This is a genomic window from Actinospica durhamensis (assembly GCF_018139695.1).
In the GTDB taxonomy this organism is placed as follows: domain Bacteria; phylum Actinomycetota; class Actinomycetes; order Streptomycetales; family Catenulisporaceae; genus Actinospica; species Actinospica durhamensis.
Genome location: NZ_JAGSOG010000126.1, coordinates 1 through 23511 on the forward strand (window position 1 = coordinate 1; position 23511 = coordinate 23511).

A 23511-nucleotide genomic window follows, 5' to 3' on the forward strand; every position below is an offset into this window, starting at 1 on the left:
GTCGCGGACATAGTGCTAGGTGCCTTCGCGACCGCGGGCGCCGCGCTGCTGCCCGACCTCGACCACCCCGAGGGCACCATCCGGTGGTAGCCTCTCGCGCGGGAGGGTGATCGTCTTGAAGATAGGTGTACGCGCGACAGCGGCTGTCACGCTGCTGATCGGCTTCTACGCTCTGGGTATTGCGTTGCTCGTCGCGGTGGTGGGGCTGGATGGGCTCATGCTGGACAGCAGCGTGCCCTTGTTCTTGTTGTTGGGGCTGCCGTTCACGGCTGCGGTGTCCGTCCTGGTGGGCCGGGTGTTCCGCGCCACGCTCGTGTTGCGCGGTCGGGAGATGACCGGCGTGGAGGTGCTCGAGTCGGAGCAGCCTGCTATCTGGTCCGCTGTCCGCGAGGCGGCGGCTGCTGCCGGAACCGCGCCGCCGGACTTCCTGTGGATCGATTCCCGGCTCAATGCGGCAGTGTTCGAGGAAACGCGGTGGCTCGGCTTGCGTGCCGGGTCGCGGCACCTGGTCATCGGTGCGCCGATGCTGATCGCGCTCTCGCCGGCCAGGCTCGATGCCGTGCTGGCGCACGAGTTCGGCCACTTCGCCCATCACGACACGCGGCTGCTGCCCGTGATCATGCGCGGCCGGTCAGGTCTGGCCTCGGCTCTGCAGACAGCGGGCTTCTTCACCACCACCTCGGTGACCAGCGGCAGATGGCTGCTGTACCTGCAGACGCTGATCGTGGGGATCATCCGCGCCTATGCCGTGCGTTTCCTCAAGGTCACCCAGAAGATCAGCCGAGCCCAGGAGTACGCAGCCGACCGGATCAGCGCCGAATTGTGCGGCCGCGATACCGCGGCCTGCGTGATAGCCGAGATACCGGCCTACCACACGGCCTACCGGTATTTCAGGACCCGCTTCGCGGACGCCGCCAAGGGCCTCGGCCTGGTGCCGCAGCCCGAGGCGCTGTTCGCGGGCTTCGGCCACATGCTCGGCGAGCCCCGCTGGCAAGGCGTCGTCGAAGCGGAGCGACGCAGTCCCTCGGCGCAGAAGCTGACCCCGTTCGATTCCCACCCGCCGATCCCGGACCGGGTCTCCGCCCTTCGCGCGCTGCCGGACGACGGCCGGATCCAGGACGCCTCACCCGCGAGGGCAGTCGACCTCTTGGACGGCGCGCAGACGCTGCTCTCGGCGGTCGCGCGTCGGGAACCGGACCATGCGGAGCATCGGCCGGTGGATTGGGACACGCTGGTGGACGCGGTAGCCAGAGTGCGTACGCGTCAGGATGCAGGGCCCCTGGTGGATGCCCTGTACCTGATCAAGGGAGCTCCGCCCACCATGGCCGACTTCTTCGACCAGGTCGAAACTGCCGGGATGGAAGCGGTGCTGTATCGCCTGCTGACTCCGGCGCAGACGCAGTACACGCGGTCGACCCCATCGGTGGCGCTCCAGATCGGCGCCAACGCCCTGGCGCCCGCACTTCGCGCGTGGATCACCGTCGAACTGGCCGAAGTCGGACTGGTGCGATGGAGGCACTCCTGGTCCACGGTGGTCATTCGCGACCCGGAAGCCGTGCCCGAGCAGATCGGCGCGGCGCTCGACGCCCTTCTCGACGCCGAGCCGACTCAGGCCGGCCCCGCTGCCGCGGCCCTGCGCACGACCCTCAAAAACGCGGGAGTTCCCGTGTGACCATGGGCTTCTGACGCCAAGAAGCTCGGCCGGGCGCAGCCCTCTGGCTTGGCCGGCCCGCCGGAAAGACCTGGTCAATCGATCCGCTCGGAGTCGGCCGGCGTGGCCCGGCACGGCGGGGGCGCCGCCGGGGATCGCGCGGGCACCCGTGCGCCCCTGGCGATCTGTGTCAGTGTTCGGATAGCCTCGCGCGGTCGGGCCGCCTCGGGCGGGCGGCGCGCGGGCCTTTCGGGGGTGGAAGCAGCATGCGTACATCGCGGGCGACCTCGAGATCATGGATCGCGCTCCTGGCCGGAGCGCTCGCGCTCACGGCCTGTTCGAGCTCGACGTCCGGAGGCGGCGGTGGCGGCAGCGGCCTGCCCGGCCTCGGCCTCGGCGGCGGACCCCCCACGACCGTCGCGGGTCTGCTGGACGCCTTGACCCGCACCAGCTGGGACGGCGCGTACGTGGAGTTCGGCGATGTCGCGAAGGTGGCCGCGCTCAACGGCGGCATCTCCGAGAAAGGGCCGGTGGCGGCGTACGTCGGCATCGGCGAGGGCGGCTTCGCGGACGAGGTCGACCCCTCCGGCTCCACGATCGGCTTCGCCCCGCTCGGGGTGAGCGCCGCGTTCACCGTCGGCAACCTGCCGCACCAGGTCACCGTCGTCTACGGGTCCTTCGACGCCGCGAGCATCGGCGCCAAGCTCGGCAAGGAGGGCTTCAAGCAGCGCGGCACGCCCGACGGCGGCACGCTCTGGGGCTACGGCACCGACGGGCAGACCAGTATGAACAATCCGACCGGCGTGCCAAACCTGAGCGAGTTCCTGGTCTCCTCGAGCCGGATCGCCCTGGGCGATGCCAGCGACGACGTCGAGGCCGTCGCCGGCCCGGTCCGGGCCCCGCTCTCAAGCGTCGCCGGGCTCAAGGCCGTGGCGCAGTGCCTCGGGCCGGCGCTCGCCGCCGTGATCACGCCGCGGACCCTGTCCGCCAACCCGTCGCCGGACACCCCCATGCTCGGCATCGGACTGCTCGCCGACACCGCGTCGGACGCGAGTGAAGAGGTCTGTGTCACGGCCTCGAGCGCGTCGAGCGCCTCGGCGATCGCGGCGAAGTGGACCTCCGCCGTCACCACCGGGCGCTCGACCCGTCTGGCCGAACCCTTTTCGGAGCTGCTCACCGACCCGCAGGCCACGATCCTCGGCGCGCTCGACGGCGTCATGACGGTCCGGCTCACGGCCAAGCCCGCGGCCGGATCGCGCGTCGGCACCGTGCTCACGACCTTCTACAGCGCCAGCGTCGACCTCGACGCGCTCATCGGCCCGTCATGACGCCAGTCGCCTTATGACGAAGCGACCACGGCGGCCCGGTTCACCGCGCTGAGTACCGCGCGCACCGACGCGGCGAGAACCGAGGTGTCCATGCCGACACCCCAGCTCACCTCCCCGTCCACGCGGCACTCGGCGTAGCACACGGCCGCGCTGTCGAGGCCCGAGTCCACGGCGTGCTCCGCGTACGTCAGCACGTCCACCTTCAGTCCGGCCTCCGCCAGGGCCCTGATGAAGGCGGACAGCGGGCCGTTGCCGCGGCCGCGGTACTCGACGGCCGACAGGACGCAGACGCACTCGTGCTCACCGGGCGCGATCTCGTTCGTGCTCCACGGGCCGAGGACGACGGCGCCGTCGGGGTCGGTGCCGGGGTCCAGGTAAGTCGCGTGGAAGAGCGCGAACAGGTCCCCGGCGCTCGCCTCGGTGCCGCTGGCGTCGGTGGCGCGCTGCACCACGGCCGAGAACTCCGGCTGCAGCGCGCGCGGCAGGTCCAGGCCGTACTCGGTCTGCAGCAGGTAGGACACCCCGCCCTTGCCGGACTGGCTGTTGACCCGGATCACCGCCTCGTAGCCGCGGCCCACGTCGGCCGGGTCGATCGGCAGGTACGGCACGTTCCACGGGTGCTCGCGCTCCGGGACCCCGGCCGCGGCGGCGGCCGCGGCGTGGTGCGTCATCCCCTTCTTGATCGCGTCCTGGTGCGTGCCGGAGAAGGCGGTGTAGACCAGGTCGCCGACGTACGGGTGGCGGATGTGCACCGGCAGCCGGTTGCAGTGCTCGACCACGCGCCGGATCTCGTCGATGTCGGAGAAGTCGATCATCGGGTCCACGCCCTGGGCGTGCAGGTTCAGCCCCAGGGTGACCAGGTCCACGTTGCCGGTGCGCTCGCCGTTGCCGAACAGGCAGCCCTCCACCCGCTGCGCGCCCGCCAGCACAGCCAGTTCGGCGCAGGCCACGCCGGTGCCGCGGTCGTTGTGCGGGTGCACCGAGAGGATCACCGCGTCGCGCCGGGCCAGGTTCCGGTGCATGTACTCGATCTGGTCGGCGTAGACGTTGGGGCTGGCGATCTCCACCGTGGCGGGCAGATTGTGCACCACCGGGCGGTCCGGGCTCGCGTCCCACAGCTCGGTCAGGCTGTCACAGACCTCGAGGACGTAGTCCGGCTCGGTCAGGTTGAACACCTCGGGGGAGAACTGCAGGCGCACCGTGCCGGCCCGGTGCCGGTCGGCCAGCCGGCCCACCAGCGCGGCGTTACGCGTGATCAGCTCGCGCAGCCCGTCCCGGTCGTAGCCGAGCACCACCTCGCGCCAGGTCGGGGCGGTGGCGGTGTACATGTGCACCATCGCCCGCGGCAGGCCCTCGATCGAGGCGAAGGTGCGCTCGATCAGGTCCGGCTTGGCCGGGGTGAACACGACCACGGTGACGTCCTCGGGCAGCGTGTCCGAGGTGGCCAGGTGCCGGACGAAGTCGTAGTCGGTCTGACTGGCCGACGGGTAGCCGACCTCGATCTCCTTGTAGCCCATGGCGAGCATCAGCGCGAACATCTCGCTCTTGCGCGCGGTGTCCATCGGCTCGGCCAGCGCCTGGTTGCCGTCGCGCAGGTCCACCGGCACCCACAGCGGGGCGCGGGTCAGCCGCGCGGTCGGCCAGGCCCGGTCGGTCAGCGGTACCGAGACCTTCTCGTACGCGGATCGGTAGCGGTGGCTCGGCATCGCGCCGGGCCGCTGCGGATTCCAACTCGGCGCGTCCGGCGGAACCGGGCCGGTCGGGGCGTGCAGGGTCGAGGCACGCAGGATCGGGGAAGACGGGGTGGAAGACATGGGGGTGCGGTGTCCTTCGCTGGTCTGAGCGGAAAAGAACGCAGACCGGCAGCACCGAACCCCGCGGCGGGGCGCCGGTCCGGTCAGACCCCGTCGCGGCGCTCGAGAAGGAGGCCGCCGAAGAACATTGCGAACACCGTAGCAGACGGGACACTCGGAGTAGGCTTGCCCGGTGAATCAGGGGTGGGATGACCCCGGCTTGCTGTCGGTGTCGCGAGCTCGCGGACGATGGCGTCGGCGGGGACGACGGCTCGTTCGGAACCTGTGGGACCTGGCGCAGGTGTGCGCGGTGACGTTCGCGGTCCAGGCGACGGCGCACAGCGGCGTGCCCGACATCGTGCGTGCCCCCGTCCTGGCCGGTGCGGGGGCCGTCCTGATCGGCCTGGTCTCCGGCCGGCCCCGGCGCCGCAGACGGCGTCAGGCCGAACGCACCGTGCAGCTGACCAGGCTGGCGACCGATCTCCAGCTCCTGATAGACGCTCGCAAAGCCGATGCCCTGGAACTGACAGTCCTGCGCGAGGGCGTACACGAAACCGCCCGGTCGAGCGGACTCGACCGGGCGGATGAGGGGTGACGCGGGGTTCTACTTGTGCGAGCCCTGCGCGCCGACGAGCTGGTGCACGTCGCCGTGGGACCAGCCGTCGCGGCGGCGGCGCACGGCCTTGAAGGTGTCGAACGCGATCGGGGCCGGGAACGGGTTCGAGGCCGTCGCGGCGGGGGTGTGGTAGTAGGTCATCGTGATCGAGGTCTCGTCGCCGGGGTGCGCGCCCGGGTCGACGTCGAACACGGCGATACCCCACGGGTGGGTGGTGTCGGGGTCGCGCACGGCCGACCAGGTGGCGTCCTCGGACTCGTTCGCCGCCACCTTGTAGGCCTCGTACTCGGTGTAGACCTGCGCGACCGGCACGCCGCCGGCGTTCGGGTCCGGGGCGCCGTAGACGTCGTCGTGCGAGGAGGTGCCGCCGCCGCCGAGGACGAGCTGGACCAGGCCCTTGGAGGTGTCGACCACGTCCGTGTCGGTGGAGACCACGGTCGGGCGCAGGTTGGTGCCCGAGTCGGTGCCGTGCACGGCGTAGGTGCGCTCGTAGTCGTGGTCGTGGCCGGCCAGCACCAGGTCCACGTTGTAGCGGTAGAACAGGTCCATGAACTGCTGGCGGATGCCCAGGTCGCCGCCGGAGCCGCTGGCGGAGCTGGACATGGCCGGCTGGTGCATGTACGCCACGATCCAGTCGATCGAGTCGTTGCCGCGGGCCTCGGCCAGGGTGCGCTCGAGCCACGCGGTCTGCGCGCCGTCGCTGTAGCCGCGGTTGTAGATGACCTGGCCGGTGGTCGCGTCGTAGGCGCCGGAGTTCTGGTAGACGACCTCGTTGTTGTCCAGCGAGACGAACAGCACCGAGCCGACCTGGAACTTGTACCAGTTGTTCGGCCACGGGGTGCCGTTGTCGGGCAGCATGAACCGGGTGTTGTACGAGTCGTAGCCGAGGTCGCCGTTGCCGATCTCGATCTCGTGGTTGCCCAGCGCCGGCATCCAGGGCCGGTTGGCCGAGGAGGCCTGGCTGTTGTTCATGAAGTCGGCCCAGCAGCCGGGCTGGTTGGTCTGGTTCACGTTGGCGTAGGACAGGTCGCCGTTCATCAGGTGCACGACCGGGTCGAACTGCTCGACCTGGGCGATCGCGGTCACGCCGTTGATCGAGGACTTCGACCAGGCCGGGTTGCCGGTGGCCAGGTCGCCGAAGCTGGTGAAGCGGAAGGCGGTGCGCCCGACCGGGGCGGTGCGGAACGCGCCCTGCACCGGGGTGGCGCCGTCGTGGGTGACCTCGTACACGTACGAGGTGTCCGGGCGCAGGCCGGTGATCCGGGCGTGGTGCGTGATGGTCTCGACGCTGTTGAGGCCGTCGGTGTAGGTGAGCGTCTCGGCCTCGATGGTGCGGCCGAAGCCCTCGCGCGCCGTGCCGAGCCGCAGCCGGGGGCGGCTGACCGAGCCCGCGGTGGCCCAGGACGCGGTCATCTCGGTCGCGGCGTCCCGACCGAACTGCAGGTGAAGCTGTTCCGGGCCCACGGTGCCCGCGATGGCCGGCTGCGTCCAGATGACGGGCCCGGCCGCGACGACCAGTCCACTGGCCGTGGCTCCGCGCAACAGCGAGCGACGGGAGATGGCTTGCACTCCGACCTCCTTCGACGTCGCCGGCAGGTCCGGCGAGCAGCCGATAGTGACACTCCCGCACTACCTGCGCAGGACGCCGAGATGTCCTGGGGGCAAGCGACACGCAGACGTACGGTGAACAAGCCCGGGGACGGGTGCAAATCGGGCGTGTGCGTACCCTGCGTTGGTCGGGAAGTCGCCGTGCGTTCAGCGTTTTCGGCGCGGGATCCGGAGTGTGTCAGCGCCCGGAAACGAGGAGGCCGAGGACGTAGAGCAGCTCGGCCGCGATCATCAGCACCGGCAGCAGCCAGAGCTCGGGTACGGAGACCCGGGAGCGGTACTGCGGCCACGCCGTGTCGCCGGTGTCCACCGGGAACCGCTCGCGCAGCGCGCGCCGGGCCTGGTCGATCTCCTCGAGCACGCGCCGGTGGCCGGCGTATCCGGCCGCCTCGGCACTGGTCGAGAACGGGAAGGCCGAACTCGCGACCGGCCAGCGCCCGCCGGGCACACTCAGTTCCAGGCCGCGACCGAGCGTGAGCGTCGGGGCCGCCCACCAGGCGAACTCGTGCCGCACCGGGCCGTTCTCCAGCACCACCCCGTGCGGGCCGAGCTGGATGGAGAGGTGCCGGCCGAAGGTGCACAGGGTGTAGCCGAAAAGCCCGCACAGCAACGGGATCGCGATCAGGCCCGCGCCGCGCGCGGACGGGCTCGCGGCGATTCCGGCGGCCAGGGCCACCAGCGCGAGCAGGCCGAGGCCGATGCGCGAACCGAGGATGTAGGCCTGATTACGGACGATGACGTCGTCGCCGCGCTGCGTGAAGGCGCCCCGAATGATGCTTGCCATGACTGAGATCCGCTTCCGCCGCCCGGACACCGGCGGCCTCCGCGACGTTATCAAGTCGTGGTCTTTCGGCGCCAACCGGGCTGGATGCGGCCATTCCGGACACCGCTGTTGCGGACGGGGCGGACCGGACAGGTCGGAGCGGACGGGTCGGACCGGGTACGCGGAGACCGGGCGCGGTCGGCGTCCGCGCCCGGTCGGTCCGTGTCGGCTCAGCCCCGCGGCGCCCGCAGCCCGGCCGGCAGCTCGAAGCTGACCGTCTCCTCGGCCGCCACCACCTGCTCGAGCTCGTCGAAGCCGCGCGCGGCGAGTACCGCGAGCACGTCGTCCACGGCGAACTCCGGCGCCGAGGCCCCGGCCGTCACCCCGACCGTGTCCACGCCCTCGAGCCATTCGGCGCGCACCGAGCGGCCGTCGTCGAGCAGGTACGCGGCCGGGGCCCCGGCCGCGCGCGCCACCTCCACCAGCCGGGCCGAGTTCGACGAGTTCGCCGACCCGACCACCAGCACCACCTCGCAGCGCGCGGCGATCGCCTTCACCGCGTTCTGCCGGTTCTGGCTGGCGTAGCAGATGTCCTCGCCCGGCGGGTCCGCCAACTGCGGGAAGCGCTCGCGCAGCGCCTTCGCCGTCTGGGCGACCTCGTCCAGGGCCAGGGTGGTCTGGGAGAGCCAGACCAGCTTGCCGGACTCGCCGGGCACCACCCCGGCCACCGCCTCCGGCCCGTCGACGATCTGGATCAGCTCCGGCACCTCGCCCCGGGTGCCCTCGACCTCCTCGTGGTCCTCGTGCCCGATCAACGCGATGGTGTAGCCGTCCCGGGCGTAGCGCAGCGCCTCGGCGTGCACCTTGGCCACCAGCGGACAGGTGGCGTCGTACACGTCGAGGCCGCGCTCGGCGGCCTGGGCGCGCACCGCGGGGGAGACGCCGTGGGCCGAGAAGACCGCCGCCGCGCCGCGGGGCACCTCGTCGACCTCGTCCACGAACACCGCGCCACGCCGTGTCAGATCCGCCACCACGTGGACGTTGTGCACGATCTGCCTGCGCACGTACACCGGCGGCCCGAGGCGCTCGAGCAGCGCCTCGACGATCTCCACGGCGCGTTCCACTCCGGCGCAGAAGCCGCGTGGCGCGGCGAGCAGCACCCTGCCCATGGCGCTCCCCTTCTCCTCGCTCGGTGGCGGGATCAGATCTTGTCGGCGGCGATCAGCAGGTACTGGAAGCTGCGTTCCCGGTACCCGGTCAGGAACGCCTCCTCGATGCCGGTGGCGATCGAGGACTTCTGCCGCAGCTCCCAGTACGGGATGGTGGCGTCGGTGAGGTCGAACACGTTCACCGGCACCAGGTTGTTGGCGGCGAGCGCGGCGAAGTACCGGCTGCGCGGGTGCACCCGGCAGGTGTAGTGCTCGTCGATGGTGTTCACCGCGTCCGACTTGCCGCCCAGCGAGTCGTTGTAGCACCCGGTGATGCACACGTACCGGCCGCCGCGCGGCAGCAGCCGGGAGAACTCGGCGAAGGCCTCGAACAGGTCCACGTACATCGTGGTCTCGTCGGTCCAGATGGCGCGCTTGGACCCGTCCTCGAACCCGGTGCTGAGCATGTTGCGGAAGTGGAAGGAGACCTGGTCGGTCACCGCGCGCCGGGCCGCCTGGTCGTTGGCGAACTCGACCTGGTACTGCGAGATCGAGATCCCGTCCACCTTGCAGCCGAAGCGCTGGTTGGCCAGGAAGCTCAGCCCGCCGCGGCCGCTGCCGGAGTCGAGCACGCCCTCGTCCTGGCCCACCGGACCGAGGTGGTCGAGCAGCAGCTCGGCCTGGGAGTGCTCGAGCCGGTGCAGTTCGCGCAGGGTGCGCTCGTCCCGGGTGTCCTCGGGCCCCTCGAGCACCGACAGGTCGACCGCGCCCACCCCGTAGTGGTGGTGGTAGAAACCGTCGATCTCGCCCAGGGCCAGGTTCACCCGGTCCGTCCGGCGGGTGTCCCACCAGGCGGCCACCGCCCGCTGGTAGTCGGTGGTCAAAACCTGGTCGCGGGCGTCGGTCATGGTCATATGCAGGGTCCTCCCATGGCGCTGAAGGTCGTTCGCGGCCGATCGGCCGGTTCGGCGCCGCCCCGGGGCCGGGCCCCGGCGCGTCCGCCTGACTCCCATTCAGCCGTCGCGGCCGCCGCTCGCCAAGGCGCCGGGCGCCTCGGATGTGTCGCGCTTGCCCGCCCCGCGGCGCGCGCGTCGGCGCAGGTGGGCGCGGCGGATCCGGGCCCGGCGCACGGCCGCGCGGGACCGGACGGCGCGGTGAAGCGCGACAGGTCCGGCCGCGCGCCGACCTTGCCGCGCGGCCCCGCAGCAGCGGAAATAGGAGACGTATCCCGACATCGCGCCGCCCGCGGCAGAGACGGAGACGAGCATGCCGAGCACCGAGCAGGACACCGCCCAGAACCCGGCCGAGCAGGCCATCCCGGAGCAGAACCCGAGCAGCCTGGGCACCCAGGCCGCGCGCAATCTGGCCACCACCACCAAGACCGTCCCGCAGATGCAGGGGATCAGCTCCCGCTGGCTGCTGCGCAAGCTCCCGTGGGTGAACGTCTCCGGCGGCACCTACCGGGTCAACCGGCGCCTGACCGTCGGCGTCGGCCGGGGCCGGGTCTCGTTCGACCAGTCCGGCGCGGACAACGTGCGCATCATCCCGCAGACCCTGCGCGAACTGCCCACCCTGCGCGGATTCCCGGACGACGACCTGCTGACCGCGCTCGCCGCCGCCTTCACCCCGCGCGACTTCGCGGCCGGCGACCTGCTCGCGCAGGAGGGGGCGCCGGTCGAGGAGATGTACATCATCGCGCACGGCCGGGTGGAGCTGATCGGCACCGGCCACTACGGCAGCCCCACCGTCGTGGGCGTCGTCGCGGACGGACACACCCTGGGCGACCAGACCCACGCGCGCTCCGACGCCCGGTGGGAGCACACGGTCAAGGCCGCGACCGCGGGCACCGTCATGGTGATCAGCCGCGCCGCCTTCCAGCGGCTGCTGGAGAACTCGCCCGCGCTCCAGGCCCACTTCGCCGCGTACCTGGACAACGCGCGCCGGCCGCGGGACAACAAGGGCCAGGCCAGCATCGAGCTGAGCGCCGGGCACAAGGGCGAGGAGCAGCTGCCCGGCACCTTCGTGGACTACGACCTGACGCCGCGTGAGTACGACCTGAGCCTGACCCAGACCGTGCTGCGGGTGCACTCGCGTATCGCCGACCTCTACAACGACCCGATGAACCAGACCGAGCAGCAGCTGCGGCTGACCGTGGAGGCCATCCGCGAGCGGCAGGAGTGGGAGCTGGTCAACAACCGCGAGTTCGGCCTGCTGCACAACGCCGAGTACGACCAGCGCATCCCCACCCACTCCGGGCCGCCCACCCCGGACGACCTGGACAACCTGCTCAGCATGCGCCGGTCCACGAAGCTGTTCCTGGCCCACCCCAAGGCGATCGCCGCGTTCTACCGCGAGTGCAACAACCGCGGCATCTACCCGGACGCGGCGAACGTGGACGGGCACACCGTCCCGGCCTGGCGCGGCGTGCCGATCTACCCCTGCGGGAAGATCCCGATCTCGGGCGTGCGCACCAGCTCCATCCTCGCGCTGCGCACCGGTGAGGACGACCAGGGCGTGGTCGGCCTGCACCAGGTGGGGCTGCCGGACGAGTTCCAGCCCGGCCTGAACGTGCGGTTCATGGGCATCGACGAGAAGGCGCTGATCTCCTACCTGGTCACCGCGTACTACTCGGCCGCGATCCTGGTCCCGGACGCGATCGGCGTGCTCGAGGACGTCGAGGTGTCGGTGCCGAGCCGATGATCGAGGACTTCGACGTCTCCGCCCTGCGGATGCTGCGCGGGCCCACCGGCCTCGGCACGGCGGCGCTGCGGCTGCCCACGGATCCCGGTCGGCAACCGCAGCCCGCAGCGACACAGCCCGCCGCCCCGGAGCAATCCGCCCCGAAGCAATCCGCCCCGGAACCGGCCGAGCCCGAGCCCGCCGGGTCCGGCAGACTGCACATCCCCGAGCTCTACTGTCCCGACGCGGAGCGCGACGATCCGGCCCTCGGCGAGCTGGTCAACGAGCGGCTGATCGAGTGGGCGGCCGAGATCGGCATCTTCGAGGGCCGGCTGGAGCGGCTGCGCACGCACAACTTCGGCCGGCTGTTCATGCTCGCGCACCCGGGCTGCGACGATCCGGACCGGCTGCTGATCGCGGCCCGGTGCGGACTGGCCGAGTGGGCGGTGGACGACCACTGGGTGGACGAGGGGGAGGACACCGACCCGACCCTGCTCGCCCCCCGCCTGGCCATGGCGCACGCCGTGGTCGACCCGGTCCGGCTGCCGCCGCGCTACATGGGCAGGTTCGAGGAGGTGGTGGCGAGCGAGCCGGTGCTGCGCGGGTTCCGCTCGGCGCTCGGTCACCTCGAGGAGATCGCCTCGGCCACCCAGCTGGCCCGGCTCCGGCACGAGCTCGCGGTCATGTTCGTGGGCTACGGCCAGGAGGCGCAGTGGCGCTCGAGCGGGCGGCGGCCCGCGGTCTGGGAGTACCTGCTGCACCGCTACGAGAACGCCTTCTACCCCTGCATGGTGCTGATCGACCCGGTCGACGGCTACGAGCTGCCCGCGCACGAGTTCGCCGACGCCCGGGTGCGCCGGGTCTACCTGTACGCGGGCGTGGCCAACGTGCTGCTCAACGACATCTACTCGATGCACAAGGAGGATCCGACCGACACCAACCTGCCCACCGTCATCGCCGCCGAGGAGAACTGCTCGCTGCAGGAGGCGATCCACCGCGCGGCGCAGATCCACGACGAGATGATGCGCACGGTCGAGGCCGAGTGCGCCGCGCTGGCCGCCCTCGGCTCCCCGCAGCTGCGCCGCTATGTCAAGGGCCTGTGGAACTGGATGGGGGGCAGCAAGCGCTGGCACGCGACCAGTCCGCGCTATCACGGCGCCTGAGCCGCGCCCGCGCCGCCCGCCGCGCGGCGCGGGCCGCCTCGAACGGGTGAACCGGGGCACCAGGCCGTTGCGTCCGGAGCCGGGTACGGGCAACTGATCCTGTGGAATCCCACCGGATCCGTCGCCCGTACCTCGCGTTCTCGGGAGTGTCAGTTTGCGCACCGCCAACTCCTCGCTGCAGCAGCTGCTCGGCGAGGCGAACTGGACCCAGGACCTGCTGGCCCGGCAGGTCAACGCCCTCGCCCGGGAGGTCGGCCTGACCATCCGGCTCGACCGGCGCACGGTGAGCCACTGGCTGGCCGGGCGCAAGCCGCGCGCCCCGCTGCCCGACCTGATCGCCGAGGCCCTCTCCCGCCGGCTCGGCCGTCCGCTCACCGCGGAGAGGGTGGGCCTGTCGGACCCGCAGGAGGAGCGCTTCGGCCGGGACCGTGACCTGGACCCGCTCGAGACGCTGCGTCAGCTCTCGAAGCTGACCGAGGCGGGCCGCGAATCCGAGCTCGGCGGCGCCTACTGCCTGGGCGAACTGGCCGTGCCCGGCTGGCCCGCCGGGCTCCCGCCGCGGCCCGTCGCCCGCCCGGCCACCGGGGCCCGGCTCGAGCCGGTGCACGTGAGCGCGGCCGAGGCGATGGCGGCGCTGTTCGCCGACGCCGACGCCGTGTTCGGCGGCGGCCACGCCCGGGCCGCGCTCGGGCGCTACCTCGCCTACGACATCGCGCCGCGGCTGCGCGCGCCCGGCGCCCGGCGGATCAGGGACCGTATGCTCGCGGTGGCCACCGAGCTGACCCATCTGTGTGCCCTGATGTGCTTCGACGACGAGCAGCACGCGCTGGCCCAGCGCTACTTCGCGGCGGCGCTCGCGCTGGCCGTGGAGAACGAGAACCCGGCCGAGTACGCCGCGATCCTGCGTTCGATGTCCGCGCAGGCGCACGCGCTCGGCCACCCGGTGCCCGCGCTCAGCCTGGCCCGGGCCGCGATCGAGAGCGCCGAGGGCCGGGTGCTCTCGGACCACCAGCGCGCCGGGCTGCACGGCCAGTTCGCGGTGGCCGCCGCCGCGCACGGCGACGGCCCGGCCGCCCTGGCCGCGCTCGAACGCGCCGACGTGCTGCTGCGCACCGGCCGGATCCCGCGCGGCGCCGCCGTGGCCGCGTACCACCCCGCCGCCCACGCCCACCACGCCGCCGCCGTGCACACGCTGCTCGGCGACCTGCCCGCCGGTATCAAGATGCTCTCGGAGTCGATCCGCCGCCGCCCCGCACACGAGCGGCGCACCCGGGCCATGGCGCACGCGCTGCTGGCCGGGATGCACCTGGACCAGGGCCACCTGGACGAGTCGGTGGCCGCCTGCCACGCCTTCATCGACGCCTACCCCGACCTGCGCTCGGCCCGCGCCCACACCGCGCTGCGCACCCTCCAGGCGCGGCTGCGCCCGCACTCGGCCCACCACAGCGCCCGCCAGCTGCTCGCCCGCGCCGCCGCGATCAGCCGCCCGGCCCGTCCGCACGCGGTGATCTGAGCGCGGGTACCGGGCCGGGCGGCGGCCGGATCAGCCAACCGGATCAGCCCGCTGCGACCGTCCGGCCGAAGTGGCGGGCGAAGAAGCGGACCGCGCTCTCGGCCTCGAACCTGGGCAGTTCCTTGTGCCGGCCCGCGTTGGCGTGCAGGGTCTTGTCGGCCGAGGCGAAGGCGTCGAACAGCGCGAGGCCGGCCTCGCGCGGGATGTGCTCGTCGTCCCACTGCAGCGCGTACTCGACCGGGACGGTGATCCGCCGCGCGTACTCGGCCAGCGCGTCCGGCCAGTGCTGGCCGAAGGCCGCGGCGGTGATCCGGGAGTCGGCCGCCACCAGCGGCACGCCGATCGCCGTGCCCATGTTGAGGCCGAAGTACCCGACCGGCCCGTCCGCGCCGATTTCAGGGAGCTGCTGCAGCGCGTCGAGGGCCGCGCGCCACTCGGGTACGGCCTGTCGCGCCAGGTGGGCGTTGTAGCGTACGACGATCGGGCCTTCCGGTTGGCCCGCCTCCCGCGCCCGGTACAGCTCGGCGATCTCCGCCTCGTCGTGCGCGGTGCGCGGCCGCTCGCCGTGCCCGGGCGCGTCCAGGACGGCGACGTGGAAGCCGCAGCCGTGCACGAGGAGCCGGGCCCGGCCCGTCATCGCCGGGTGCTTCCTGTGGTTGCCGCCCCCGTGCCCGAGCAGGATCAGCGGCGCGCGCTCGGCCGGGTCGGCGGGCGGGGAGAACAGGACGCCGGGGACGCCGTCCGCGCCCAGGAGGAAGTCGCGCTCGCGCATGCCGAACGCGACGGATTCGGCGGTGAACCGCAGAGAATGCATGAAGTGGTGCCTTTCGGGAGTCCCTGGAGATGGGGCGCTCCCGGCGACACCTAACCTACGTCGATCGCCCGGCCGTGACGGGACGGGGGAGCACCCACGGCTGCACTGCGTACATGGGTCTCACCTCCTCCGGCGGATCACGGTCGGCTGGAAGCTATCAGTCCGCGACGCGGCGGCGCGAACGCTTTTCGACGACGGGGTTCACGCGGTTCACGCCGCGGTTCTCACTCCCGCACTAGCCGCGTCTGCTCCCACAGCTCGTCGCCGACCTCGGCGGAGCGCAGCGCGGCCGCCCGCACCGCGCCCTCCACGGCCGCGCCCACCCCGTGCTCGCCGAGCACCGCCAGCGCGGCCTGGGTGGTGCCGCCGGGCGTGGCCACCGCCTCGCGCAGGTGGGCGGGCGCGCGGCGGGTGCCGCGGACCATGGCCACCGCGCCCGCGGCCGCCTGAACGGCCATCAGCCCGGCCGCCTCCTCGGTCACCCCGAGCCGCATCCCGGCCCGGATCATGTGGTCGAAGACCTCGTAGAAGAACGCCGGGCCGCTGCCGGACAGCGCCGTCGCCGCGTTCTGCTGGTCCTCCGGCACCCGGATCACCTCGCCGACCGGACGCAGCAGCTGCTCGGCCCGCAGCAGGTGCCCCTCGTCCACGTCGGGCCCGGGGGAGAGCACGCACATCCCCTCGCGCGCGGAGACCGCCGTGTTCGGCATCGCCCGCACCACGGCCATGCCCGCCGGCAGGTAACGCTCGATCAGCTCGATCGGCACGCCGGCCGCGAGCGAGAGCACCAGGCAGTCCGGATCCAGCCGCGGTCCGATGGCCGCGAGCAGGTCGGGCACCGACTGCGCGGGCACGGCGAGCACCGCCGTGTCGGCGTCCTCGGCCGCCTCAAGCGCGGAGACCACGCGCACGTCCAGGGTGTCCTCGATCTGCGCGGCGCGCCGCTCGTCCCGCTCCACCCCGCGGATGTCGCTGCTCGGCATGCCCGCCGCCAGCCACCCGCCGAGCAGCGCGTAGCCGAGTTCGCCCACGCCGAACAGCGAAATCCTCATGCACCGAGGATCGCGCCGTCCACCGGCCCGCGCACCCGCCGCCACCCATTCGGACCGCCGTGCCCGCCTTCGGAGCCGGTGGGCCTTAATCGGTTGAGCCGAACGAGTGAGCTCTCTACAGTGCGCACGTGACCGTCCACGTGCCCTTTCAGTCGCTTCCGCTCGACCTGACCGATGTCCGGTACGCCTACGGTCCCGACTCCTCCCGCCACCCCGGCGTGCCGGTCGGCCGGACCGAGCAGTTCGCCTGGACTCGGAGCGCGATCTATCCGGGCACCTCGCGCCGGGTCTGGATCCACGTCCCGGAGCAGTACGACCCGGCCGAGCCGGCCTCGCTCGCGGTCTTCCAGGACGGCTGGTCGTACCTGGACCCGGACGGCGCCGTACGTGCCGGTGCGGTGCTGGACAACCTGATCCACCAGGGCGCGATCCCGGTCACCGTCGGCGTGTTCGTCGATCCCGGCATCCTGGCCGGGGCCGAGCAGCCGAGGAACCGCAACGTCGAGTACGACGCCTTCGACGACCGGTACGTCACCTTCCTGCTGACCGAGATCCTGCCCGAGGTCACCGCGCGCTACGCGATCACCGAGGACCCGGAGCGCTGGAGCGTGTGCGGCGGCAGCAGCGGCGGCGACTGCGCCCTGACCGTCGCCTGGCTGCGCTCCGACCGGTTCCGCCGGGCGATCTGCTTCAACTCCAGCTTCGCGCAGATGCCCGGCGGCAACCCCTTCCCGGACCTGCTCGCGAGCATCGCGGCCAAGCCGCTGCGACTGTTCCTGCAGGTCGGGCAGCGCGACATCAACTGGAACCGGAAGGGGCGCAACTGGCTCGCCGAGAACCTGCGCGTGGCCGCCGCCCTGGCCGAGGCGGGCTACGACTTCCGCCTCGTCCTCGGCGAGGGCGGCCACAGCCCCAACCACGCCGGCGTGCTGCTGCCCGACGCCCTGCGCTGGGCGGCCGGGGAGCGTCAGGAGACTGAGTCGCAGCCGTCGGTGCGTTGAGAGAGCCGGCGCCGCCACTCGTCCGGCCACGGCGCGCTGTGCTCCGCGCCCCGCGGCACGTGCACGGTCACGTAGCGGCCGCGGGCGGCGAGCGTACGCGGGTGCTCGTCGTCCTTCTCGCCCCAGACCTCGAAGCGGAAGGTGAGCGAGGAAGCGCCGATCCGCTCGAGCACCAGCAGGGCCGTGACCTCCTGCCCGAACCACAGCCTGGACAGGAAGTCGACCTCGTAGCGCACCCTCGGCGCGGCGCCGAAGTACTCGGGCAGGCCGCGCTCGCGCATCAGCGCGGCCTCGGCCGACTCCACGAACCGGTTGACGGAGGTGTTGTGGTGGTGCCCGGCCGCGTCGGTGTCCATCCACTCGACGCGGCCGTGGTGGACGGCCGTGGCCACGCCGTCCACCTCGGCACCCGGCTCAGGCCGCGGCCGGCTCATGCGACGGGGTCCAGCGCAGGTGCAGCGGCTCGTCCGGGTCCTGGCCCTCGTCCCGCAGCAGGGCCAGGCGCGGGCGCACCGCGTCGGTGCGCGAGGTCGGCGGCTTGCGCCGGCCGGCCCGGTACTGCTCCGGCCACGCCGCCGCCTCGCCCCGGTACTCCTGCTCGGCCGCCGCGTGCAGCGTCCACTGCGGGTCGTACAGGTGCGTACGGCCCAGGGCGCACAGGTCGGCCCGGCCCGCCAGCAGGATGGAGTTCACGTCGTCGTACGAGGCGATCGCCCCGACCGCGATCACGGCCGTGCCGGTGGCCGCGGCCACCTCGTGCCTGATCCGGTCCGCGAACGGCGTCTGGTAGGAGCGGCCGAACGTGGGCCGCTCCTCCTTGGCCACCTGTCCCGAGGAGACGTCGATGGCGTCCGCCCCGTGCGCGATGAAGGCCCGGGCGATCTCCACCGCGTCGTGCTCGGTGTTGCCGTCCGGCAGCCAGTCCGTGGCCGAGATCCGCACGATCACCGGCCGCTCGGCCGGCCAGGCCGCGCGCACCGCGTCGAAGACCTCGAGCGGGAAGCGCAGCCGGTTCTCCAGCGAGCCGCCGTACTCGTCCGTGCGGTGGTTGGTCAGCGGGGAGAGGAAGGAGGAGAGCAGATACCCGTGCGCGCAGTGCAGCTCCAGCAGGTCGAAGCCCGCCTCGGCGCCGCGCCGGGCCGCCGCGGTGAAGTCCGCGAGGATCGCGTCCATGTCCGCCCGGGTCGCTTCGCGCGGCGTCGCCGAGTTCGGGCCGTACGGCAGCGGCGAGGGCGCCACCAGCGGCCAGTTGCCCTCGGCCAGCGGCTCGTCCATGCCCTCCCACATCAGCCGGGTCGAGCCCTTGCGCCCGGAGTGCCCGAGCTGCAGGCCGATCCGCGCCGTGCTGCGGGTGTGCACGAACTCGACGACGCGCGCCCAGGCGTCGCGCTGCCGCTCGTTCCACAGGCCGGTGCAGCCGGGGGTGATCCGCGCCTGCGGCGAGACGCACACCATCTCCGTCATCACCAGGCCGGCCCCGCCCATGGCCTTCGAACCCAGATGCACCAGGTGGAAGTCACCCGGCACCCCGTCCACGGCCGAGTACATGTCCATCGGCGAGACGACGACCCGGTTCTTGAGCTCCAGCGCGCCGATCCGGAACGGCTGGAACATCGCCGGCGCGACCTTGTCCAGCCCCTGCGACGCGGCGAACGCGGCGTCCACCCGGTCGGCGAAGTCGCGGTCCCGGGTACGCAGGTTCGCGTAGGTGATCCGCCGCGAGCGCGTCAGCAGGTTGAAGCAGAACTGGGTCGGCTCCTGGTCCGCGTACACGCCGATGTTCTCGAACCACTCCAGCGAGGCCTGCGCGGCCCGCTGGGTGGAGGCCACCACCGGCCGCCGCTCGGCCTCGTAGGCCGTCAGCGCCGCCTCGATCCCGTCGTTCTCGTGCAGGCAGGCCGCCAGCGCCAGCGCGTCCTCCATCGCCAGCTTGGTGCCCGAGCCGATGGAGAAGTGCGCGGTGTGCGCCGCGTCGCCGAGCAGCACCAGGTTGCCGTCGTGCCAGCACTCGTTGCGCACGGTGGTGAAGTTCAGCCACTTCGAGTTGTTGGCGTACACCTCGTGCCCGGCGAGCTCCTCGGCGAACAGCTCGCGCAGCCGCGCCACCGCGTACTCGTCCGAGGCGCCCGGCGCGAACACCGTCTCGGCCGTCGCGTCGAACCCGGCCGCCCGCCACACGTCCTCGTGCATCTCCACGATGAACGTCGAACCCTGATCCGAGTACGGGTAGCCGTGCACCTGCATCACGCCCCAGGGCGTGTGCTTGACGAAGAACTGGAAGGCCTCGAACACCCGGTCCGTGCCCAGCCACATGTACTTGTTGCCGCGCCGGTCCAGGCTCGGGCGGAACACCTCGGCGTGCGCCGCGCGGGTCGCGGAGTTGAGCCCGTCCGCGCCGACCACGAGGTCGTACTCGGCCCGCAGGTGCTCGAGCTGCGGCGCCAGGGTGCTGAAACGCAGGTCCACGCCCAGGGTGCGGCAGCGCTCCTGCAGCAGGTGGAGCAGGTCCTTGCGGCCCATCGCGGCGAAGCCCTGCCCGCCCACGGTGTGCCGCTCGCCCCGGTAGTGCACGTCGATGTCGGTCCAGCGGGCGAAGCGGCGCGCCATGGCCTCGGCGAACGCGGTGTCCGCGTTCTCGATCCCGCCCAGGGTCTCGTCCGAGAACACCACGCCGAAGCCGAAGGTGTCGTCCGGGGCGTTGCGCTCCCAGACGGTGATCTCGTGGGCCGGGTCGAGCTGCTTCATCAGCGCGGCGAGGTACAGCCCGCCCGGGCCGCCGCCGACGATCGCGATCTTCACGGGTGGTTCCTCTCGGTGCCCGGCGCGTGCGCGCCGGCCTGCTCGTCCTCGACGATCTGACGCAGCGCGAAGCGTTGCAGCTTCCCGCTCGCGTTGCGCGGCAGGTTCTGTCGGAACCTCAGGTCGCGCGGATACTTGTACGGTGCGAGCACCTGCTTGACGTGGTCCTGGATCTCCTTGGCCTTCGCCGGGTCCCCGGCCACGCCCGGGCGCAGCACCACGAAGGCGCACACCACCGAGCCGCGCTCGGCGTCCGGCCGGGGCACCACCGCGCACTCGAGCACGTCCGGGTGCGTCTCGACCGCGGCCTCGACCTCGGGCCCGCCGATGTTGTAGCCGGAGGAGACGATCATGTCGTCGCCGCGCGCGTGGTAGTAGAAGTAGCCGTCCTCGTCCCGGTGGAAGACGTCGCCGGTGACGTTCCACCCGGCCGCGACGTAGTCCTTCTGCCGCCGGTCGTCCAGGTAGCGGCAGCCCACCGGCCCGATCACCCCGAGCCGGCCCGGCTCGCCGGGCCCGAGCTCGCGGTCGTCCGGCCCCAGGATCACCGCGCGGTAGCCCGGCAGCGGCTTGCCGGTCGCGCCCGGGCGGATGTCGGCGTCGGCGGCGGAGATGAAGATGTGCAGCAGCTCCGTCGCGCCGATCCCGTCGATCACCGGCAGCCCGAGGTCGTCGCGCAGCCGGTGCCATATGTCCTCGGTGATGTGCTCGCCCGCCGACACGGCCCGGCGCAGCCCGGCCAGATCCTCCTCCCGGCCCGCGCGCACGATCGCCCGGTACGCGGTCGGCGCGGTGGCCAGCACCGTCACCCCCTGCTCGGCCACCAGCCGGGCCAGCTGCTCGGGCGTGGCCGACTCGGTCAGCAGCGTGCAGGCCCCGGCCCGCAGCGGGAAGACCACGAGCATGCCGAGCCCGAAGGTGAAGGCCAGCGGCGCGGAGCAGGCGACCACGTCGGTCGGCTCGAGCCGCAGCGTGTGCCGGCCGAAGGTGTTGTCGATGGAGAGCAGGTCGCGGTGGAAGTGCATGGTGATCTTGGGCACGCCGGTGCTGCCCGAGGTCGGACCCAGCAGCGCCACGTCGTCCGCCGCGGTGGCGACGGCGGTGAACTCGCCCGACTTGGCGGCCGCGCGCGCGAGCAGGTCCTGCGGCCCGTCACCGCCGTACTCGGCGACGGTCAGCTCCGGCAGCGCGGTGTCGCGCACGGCGTAGACGTCCTCGGCGAACCGGTGGTCCACCAGGGCGATCGAGGGCCTGGTCCGTTCGGCGATCTGCGCGAGCTCGCGGGTGCGCAGCGCGGCCATCGTGGTCACCACCACGCCGCCGGCCTTGAGCACGCCGAGCCAGCAGGCGACCGTCCACGGGTTGTTCGGCGAACGCAGCAGCACCCGCCCGCCCGGAACCAGGCCGAGCTCCTCGGTCAGCACCTGCGCGACCTGGTTGGCGCGGGTGCGCAGCTCACCGTAGGTCCAGGTGGCGCCGTCCGGCGTGCGCAGCGCGGGACGGTCGGCGCCGAAGGCCTCGGCGGGCACGTCGATCAGCTCCGCGCCCGCGTTGAGCCGATCCGGATAGCGCAGTTCCTCGGTGCTGAACTCGATCACCGGCCACTGCTCGACCGGGGGTAGATGATCACGGGTGAAGGTGTCGACGTGGGCTGATGGCGACAACGGCATCGTTCGGGTCCTTCCATACGCCCGCCGGAGCGGGTCGGCCGGTCAAGCGGGGCGGATCATGCCCTCCTGGGCGACGGTGGCCAGGTGGCGGCGGTCGCGGGTGAAGAAGCGGCCGGTGCCCAGACCCCGCCCGGCCTCGGCGCTCGCGGCGTCCTGCACGTAGAGCAGCCAGTCGTCCAGCCGCGCCGGGCGGTGGAACCACATCGCGTGGTCCAGGCTGGCGGTGACCAGGCCGGGCTCGGCCCAGGCCAGGCCGAGCGCCCGCAGCACCGGCTCGAGGATGGTGTAGTCGCACACGTACGCCAGTGCGGCCAGGTCGCGCTGCGCGTCGTCGAGCCCTGCGACCTGGCGCAGCGGGTCGAACGGCTTGACCCACACGGCCTGGTGCGGCGCGCGCCCGCCGTCCACTTCGAGGTAGACCGGCCCCGGCACGTGCCGCATGTCGAAGCCGCGCCCGCCGGACCAGTAGGCCTTGGAGGCCTCGGTCATGGTGCCGCCGGAGCGCCCGGACAGGTACGCGGCCGAGCTCGGCACCTCCTCGGGCGCCGGCACCTCCTCGGCGAGTGAGGCCTCGAACACCCCGCCCGGCTCACCCGCGGCGAAGTTGGCCAGGCACGCGTAGAGCGGCTTGCCGTTCTGGTAGCCGCGCACCTGCCGGGTGCTGTAGCCGCGTCCGTCGCGCAGGATCTCCACCTCGTAGCGCACCGCCGCGCCGATGTCGGCCGGGCGCAGGAAGTAGCTGTGCATCGAGTGCAGGACCTTGCCGTCGGTCACCGAGCGCATCGCCGCCGCGGCCGCCTGCGCGACCAGGTCGCCGCCGTACGCCTTGGGCCACGGGCACGGCTGGGTGGACGCGGTGAAGGCCAGGTCGAAGTGCTCCGCCTCGGCCGGCTCGAGGGTGAGGGCCGCCGTGACCAGTTCGGAGGTGGGCCCGGTCACCGGTTGAGCCAGTCGCGCAGTTCGGCGTCCGGCACGTCGGGCAGGTTCACCACGATGTTCTCCGGGGTGCGGCAGGTCATCCACACCAGCGGCTTGTTGCGGTCGAGGTTGCACTCCACGTGCGGCATGAACGGCGGCACGAACACCCAGTCGCCCTCGGACATGTCGATGTAGTCCTCGAACTTCTCGCCGAAGTAGATCCGGGCCCGGCCGGAGAGCACGTAGCCGCCGGTCTCGGCCTCACCGTGGTGGTGCGTGACGGAGCGGTAGCCCGGCTCGTTGCTGACCTTGCCGTACCACAACTTCTGCGCCGGGGTGTGCTGGATGCTCACCCCCGACACGCGCACCGCGCCGCCCGAGTCGGCGGTGTTCCCGCTCTCGAAGCCGGCGCGGGTGACCACCGGCGCGACGATGCCGCTGGGCAGCCGGTACATCGAGTTGTCGCCCTCCAGGCGGTACTTGCTGAAGTCAGGCTCCATGGGAGGGGCTCCGTTCCGTGGTGACGTTCCGTGGTGACGGGGGTTCGGTTCAGGCCGTGCTGTATCTCGTATTTTTCACTGTCGTCAGTTAAAGTCAATACCAACGCCGACCCGCACGCGGAACGCACCGCCGTTCCATCCCCCAGACGGAGGCCTCATGCCGCCCATCGCCGTGAACCCGCCCGCGCTGGCCGCCCCCAGCGGCTACTCCCACGGCACGCTGTCCGGCACCACCCTCTACCTCGGCGGCCAGACCGCCCTCGACGCCGGGATGCGGATCGTGCCCGGCGGCATCGTGGAGCAGTTCCGGCAGGCCTTCGGCAATGTCCTCACGACCCTGCGCGAGGCCGGCGGCGAGCCGGAGGACCGCGTCCGCCGGCGCAGCCGGTTCCGACCACCACTGGAGCCTTCTGTCATGTTCTCGCCCGTCGCCCATCGCAGCCGGTCGCGCGCCCGGCGCCGCGCACCCGTCCTCACGGTGGTGCTCGCGCTGCT

20 protein-coding genes are annotated in these 23511 nt (G+C 72.3%); 8 read left to right on the forward strand and 12 right to left on the reverse strand.

All coding sequences use genetic code 11. The annotated features are described in order from the left end of the window. The first annotated feature begins 106 nt into the window (after positions 1-106). Positions 107-1672, forward strand: coding sequence for a M48 family metallopeptidase (locus KDL01_RS22770; RefSeq protein ID WP_212530610.1), 1566 nt, complete (start codon positions 107-109; stop codon positions 1670-1672). 245 nt (positions 1673-1917) lie between these two features. After that, positions 1918-2979: a hypothetical protein gene (locus KDL01_RS22775; RefSeq protein WP_212530611.1), complete on the forward strand. Its 1062-nt coding sequence runs from the start codon at positions 1918-1920 to the stop codon at positions 2977-2979. An 11-nt stretch (positions 2980-2990) separates the two neighbouring features. Here KDL01_RS22775 and leuA read toward each other — a convergent pair whose 3' ends face one another. Further along, the gene (gene leuA, locus KDL01_RS22780; protein ID WP_246576832.1) at positions 2991-4793 is read right to left on the reverse strand and encodes a 2-isopropylmalate synthase; all 1803 of its coding nucleotides are present in this window, start codon (positions 4791-4793) and stop codon (positions 2991-2993) included. A gap of 289 nt (positions 4794-5082) precedes the next feature. Here leuA and KDL01_RS22785 point away from each other — a divergent pair, with 289 nt between their 5' ends. After that, complete coding sequence (locus KDL01_RS22785; protein WP_212530612.1) at positions 5083-5367, forward strand: hypothetical protein; 285 nt, start codon at positions 5083-5085, stop codon at positions 5365-5367. 9 nt (positions 5368-5376) lie between these two features. Here KDL01_RS22785 and KDL01_RS22790 read toward each other — a convergent pair whose 3' ends face one another. From KDL01_RS22790 to KDL01_RS22805, 4 genes are all read right to left on the reverse strand, one after another. Further along, positions 5377-6957: a purple acid phosphatase family protein gene (locus tag KDL01_RS22790; RefSeq protein ID WP_212530613.1), complete on the reverse strand. Its 1581-nt coding sequence runs from the start codon at positions 6955-6957 to the stop codon at positions 5377-5379. Between the two features lie 217 nt (positions 6958-7174). Further along, a complete protein-coding gene (locus KDL01_RS22795; RefSeq protein ID WP_212530614.1) occupies positions 7175-7780 on the reverse strand; it encodes a hypothetical protein in 606 nt (201 codons plus the stop codon). Positions 7781-7989: 209 nt separating this feature from the next. Then, the gene (locus KDL01_RS22800) at positions 7990-8928 is read right to left on the reverse strand and encodes a 4-hydroxy-3-methylbut-2-enyl diphosphate reductase (protein WP_212530615.1); all 939 of its coding nucleotides are present in this window, start codon (positions 8926-8928) and stop codon (positions 7990-7992) included. 32 nt (positions 8929-8960) lie between these two features. Next, a complete protein-coding gene (locus tag KDL01_RS22805) occupies positions 8961-9821 on the reverse strand; it encodes a geranyl diphosphate 2-C-methyltransferase (protein WP_246576833.1) in 861 nt (286 codons plus the stop codon). A 352-nt stretch (positions 9822-10173) separates the two neighbouring features. Here KDL01_RS22805 and KDL01_RS22810 point away from each other — a divergent pair, with 352 nt between their 5' ends. The 3 genes from KDL01_RS22810 (at position 10174) to KDL01_RS22820 (ending at position 14262) form a co-directional block, all read left to right on the forward strand. Next, positions 10174-11607, forward strand: a complete 1434-nt coding sequence (locus KDL01_RS22810) for a family 2B encapsulin nanocompartment shell protein (protein WP_212530616.1) — start codon at positions 10174-10176, stop codon at positions 11605-11607. Further along, the gene (locus KDL01_RS22815) at positions 11604-12749 is read left to right on the forward strand and encodes a family 2 encapsulin nanocompartment cargo protein terpene cyclase (RefSeq protein ID WP_212530617.1); all 1146 of its coding nucleotides are present in this window, start codon (positions 11604-11606) and stop codon (positions 12747-12749) included. Before KDL01_RS22810 ends, KDL01_RS22815 begins: the two co-directional genes overlap by 4 nt. A gap of 154 nt (positions 12750-12903) precedes the next feature. Beyond that, entirely contained in the window at positions 12904-14262 is a 1359-nt protein-coding gene (locus KDL01_RS22820) for an NsdA family TPR-like regulatory protein (protein ID WP_212530618.1), read from the forward strand. A gap of 43 nt (positions 14263-14305) precedes the next feature. Here KDL01_RS22820 and KDL01_RS22825 read toward each other — a convergent pair whose 3' ends face one another. Together KDL01_RS22825 and proC are read right to left on the reverse strand one after the other, a co-directional pair. After that, the gene (locus tag KDL01_RS22825; RefSeq protein WP_212530619.1) at positions 14306-15076 is read right to left on the reverse strand and encodes an alpha/beta hydrolase family protein; all 771 of its coding nucleotides are present in this window, start codon (positions 15074-15076) and stop codon (positions 14306-14308) included. Between the two features lie 224 nt (positions 15077-15300). Further along, on the reverse strand, positions 15301-16128 hold the full coding sequence (gene proC / locus KDL01_RS22830; RefSeq protein ID WP_212530620.1) for a pyrroline-5-carboxylate reductase: 828 nt from the start codon (positions 16126-16128) through the stop codon (positions 15301-15303). Positions 16129-16256: 128 nt separating this feature from the next. Between proC and KDL01_RS22835 the strand changes: the two genes are divergently transcribed. After that, positions 16257-17129, forward strand: coding sequence for an alpha/beta hydrolase (locus tag KDL01_RS22835; RefSeq protein WP_212530621.1), 873 nt, complete (start codon positions 16257-16259; stop codon positions 17127-17129). On the opposite strand, the gene KDL01_RS22840 is transcribed toward KDL01_RS22835, so the two are convergent. From KDL01_RS22840 to KDL01_RS22860, 5 genes are read right to left on the reverse strand one after another with little or no spacing between them, the layout of a single operon-like run. After that, positions 17096-17521, reverse strand: a complete 426-nt coding sequence (locus tag KDL01_RS22840) for an acyl-CoA thioesterase (protein WP_212530622.1) — start codon at positions 17519-17521, stop codon at positions 17096-17098. The two genes, KDL01_RS22835 and KDL01_RS22840, sit on opposite strands and share 34 nt — an antisense overlap. 22 nt (positions 17522-17543) lie before the next feature. Beyond that, complete coding sequence (locus KDL01_RS22845) at positions 17544-19928, reverse strand: bifunctional salicylyl-CoA 5-hydroxylase/oxidoreductase (RefSeq protein WP_212530623.1); 2385 nt, start codon at positions 19926-19928, stop codon at positions 17544-17546. Continuing rightward, on the reverse strand, positions 19925-21598 hold the full coding sequence (locus KDL01_RS22850) for an AMP-binding protein (RefSeq protein WP_212530624.1): 1674 nt from the start codon (positions 21596-21598) through the stop codon (positions 19925-19927). Before KDL01_RS22850 ends, KDL01_RS22845 begins: the two co-directional genes overlap by 4 nt. A 42-nt stretch (positions 21599-21640) precedes the next feature. Further along, positions 21641-22537, reverse strand: coding sequence for an acyl-CoA thioesterase (locus tag KDL01_RS22855; protein WP_212530625.1), 897 nt, complete (start codon positions 22535-22537; stop codon positions 21641-21643). After that, positions 22534-23016 (reverse strand): cupin domain-containing protein, encoded by a 483-nt coding sequence (locus tag KDL01_RS22860; protein ID WP_212530626.1) that lies wholly within the window; start codon positions 23014-23016, stop codon positions 22534-22536. Before KDL01_RS22860 ends, KDL01_RS22855 begins: the two co-directional genes overlap by 4 nt. Before the next feature lie 157 nt (positions 23017-23173). Between KDL01_RS22860 and KDL01_RS22865 the strand changes: the two genes are divergently transcribed. Then, positions 23174-23511 (forward strand): RidA family protein (locus KDL01_RS22865; protein ID WP_212530627.1); only part of this gene is annotated, 338 nt, incomplete at its 3' end.

Coding starts and splice junctions, on each gene's coding strand:
- KDL01_RS22775 (WP_212530611.1), top strand. CDS start 1,918: ATGCGTACATCGCGGGCGACCTCGAGATCATGGATCGCGCTCCTGGCC.
- leuA (WP_246576832.1), bottom strand. CDS start 4,793: ATGTCTTCCACCCCGTCTTCCCCGATCCTGCGTGCCTCGACCCTGCAC.
- KDL01_RS22795 (WP_212530614.1), bottom strand. CDS start 7,780: ATGGCAAGCATCATTCGGGGCGCCTTCACGCAGCGCGGCGACGACGTC.
- KDL01_RS22800 (WP_212530615.1), bottom strand. CDS start 8,928: ATGGGCAGGGTGCTGCTCGCCGCGCCACGCGGCTTCTGCGCCGGAGTG.
- KDL01_RS22805 (WP_246576833.1), bottom strand. CDS start 9,821: ATGACCATGACCGACGCCCGCGACCAGGTTTTGACCACCGACTACCAG.
- KDL01_RS22810 (WP_212530616.1), top strand. CDS start 10,174: ATGCCGAGCACCGAGCAGGACACCGCCCAGAACCCGGCCGAGCAGGCC.
- KDL01_RS22815 (WP_212530617.1), top strand. CDS start 11,604: ATGATCGAGGACTTCGACGTCTCCGCCCTGCGGATGCTGCGCGGGCCC.
- KDL01_RS22825 (WP_212530619.1), bottom strand. CDS start 15,076: ATGCATTCTCTGCGGTTCACCGCCGAATCCGTCGCGTTCGGCATGCGC.
- proC (WP_212530620.1), bottom strand. CDS start 16,128: ATGAGGATTTCGCTGTTCGGCGTGGGCGAACTCGGCTACGCGCTGCTC.
- KDL01_RS22850 (WP_212530624.1), bottom strand. CDS start 21,598: ATGCCGTTGTCGCCATCAGCCCACGTCGACACCTTCACCCGTGATCAT.
- KDL01_RS22860 (WP_212530626.1), bottom strand. CDS start 23,016: ATGGAGCCTGACTTCAGCAAGTACCGCCTGGAGGGCGACAACTCGATG.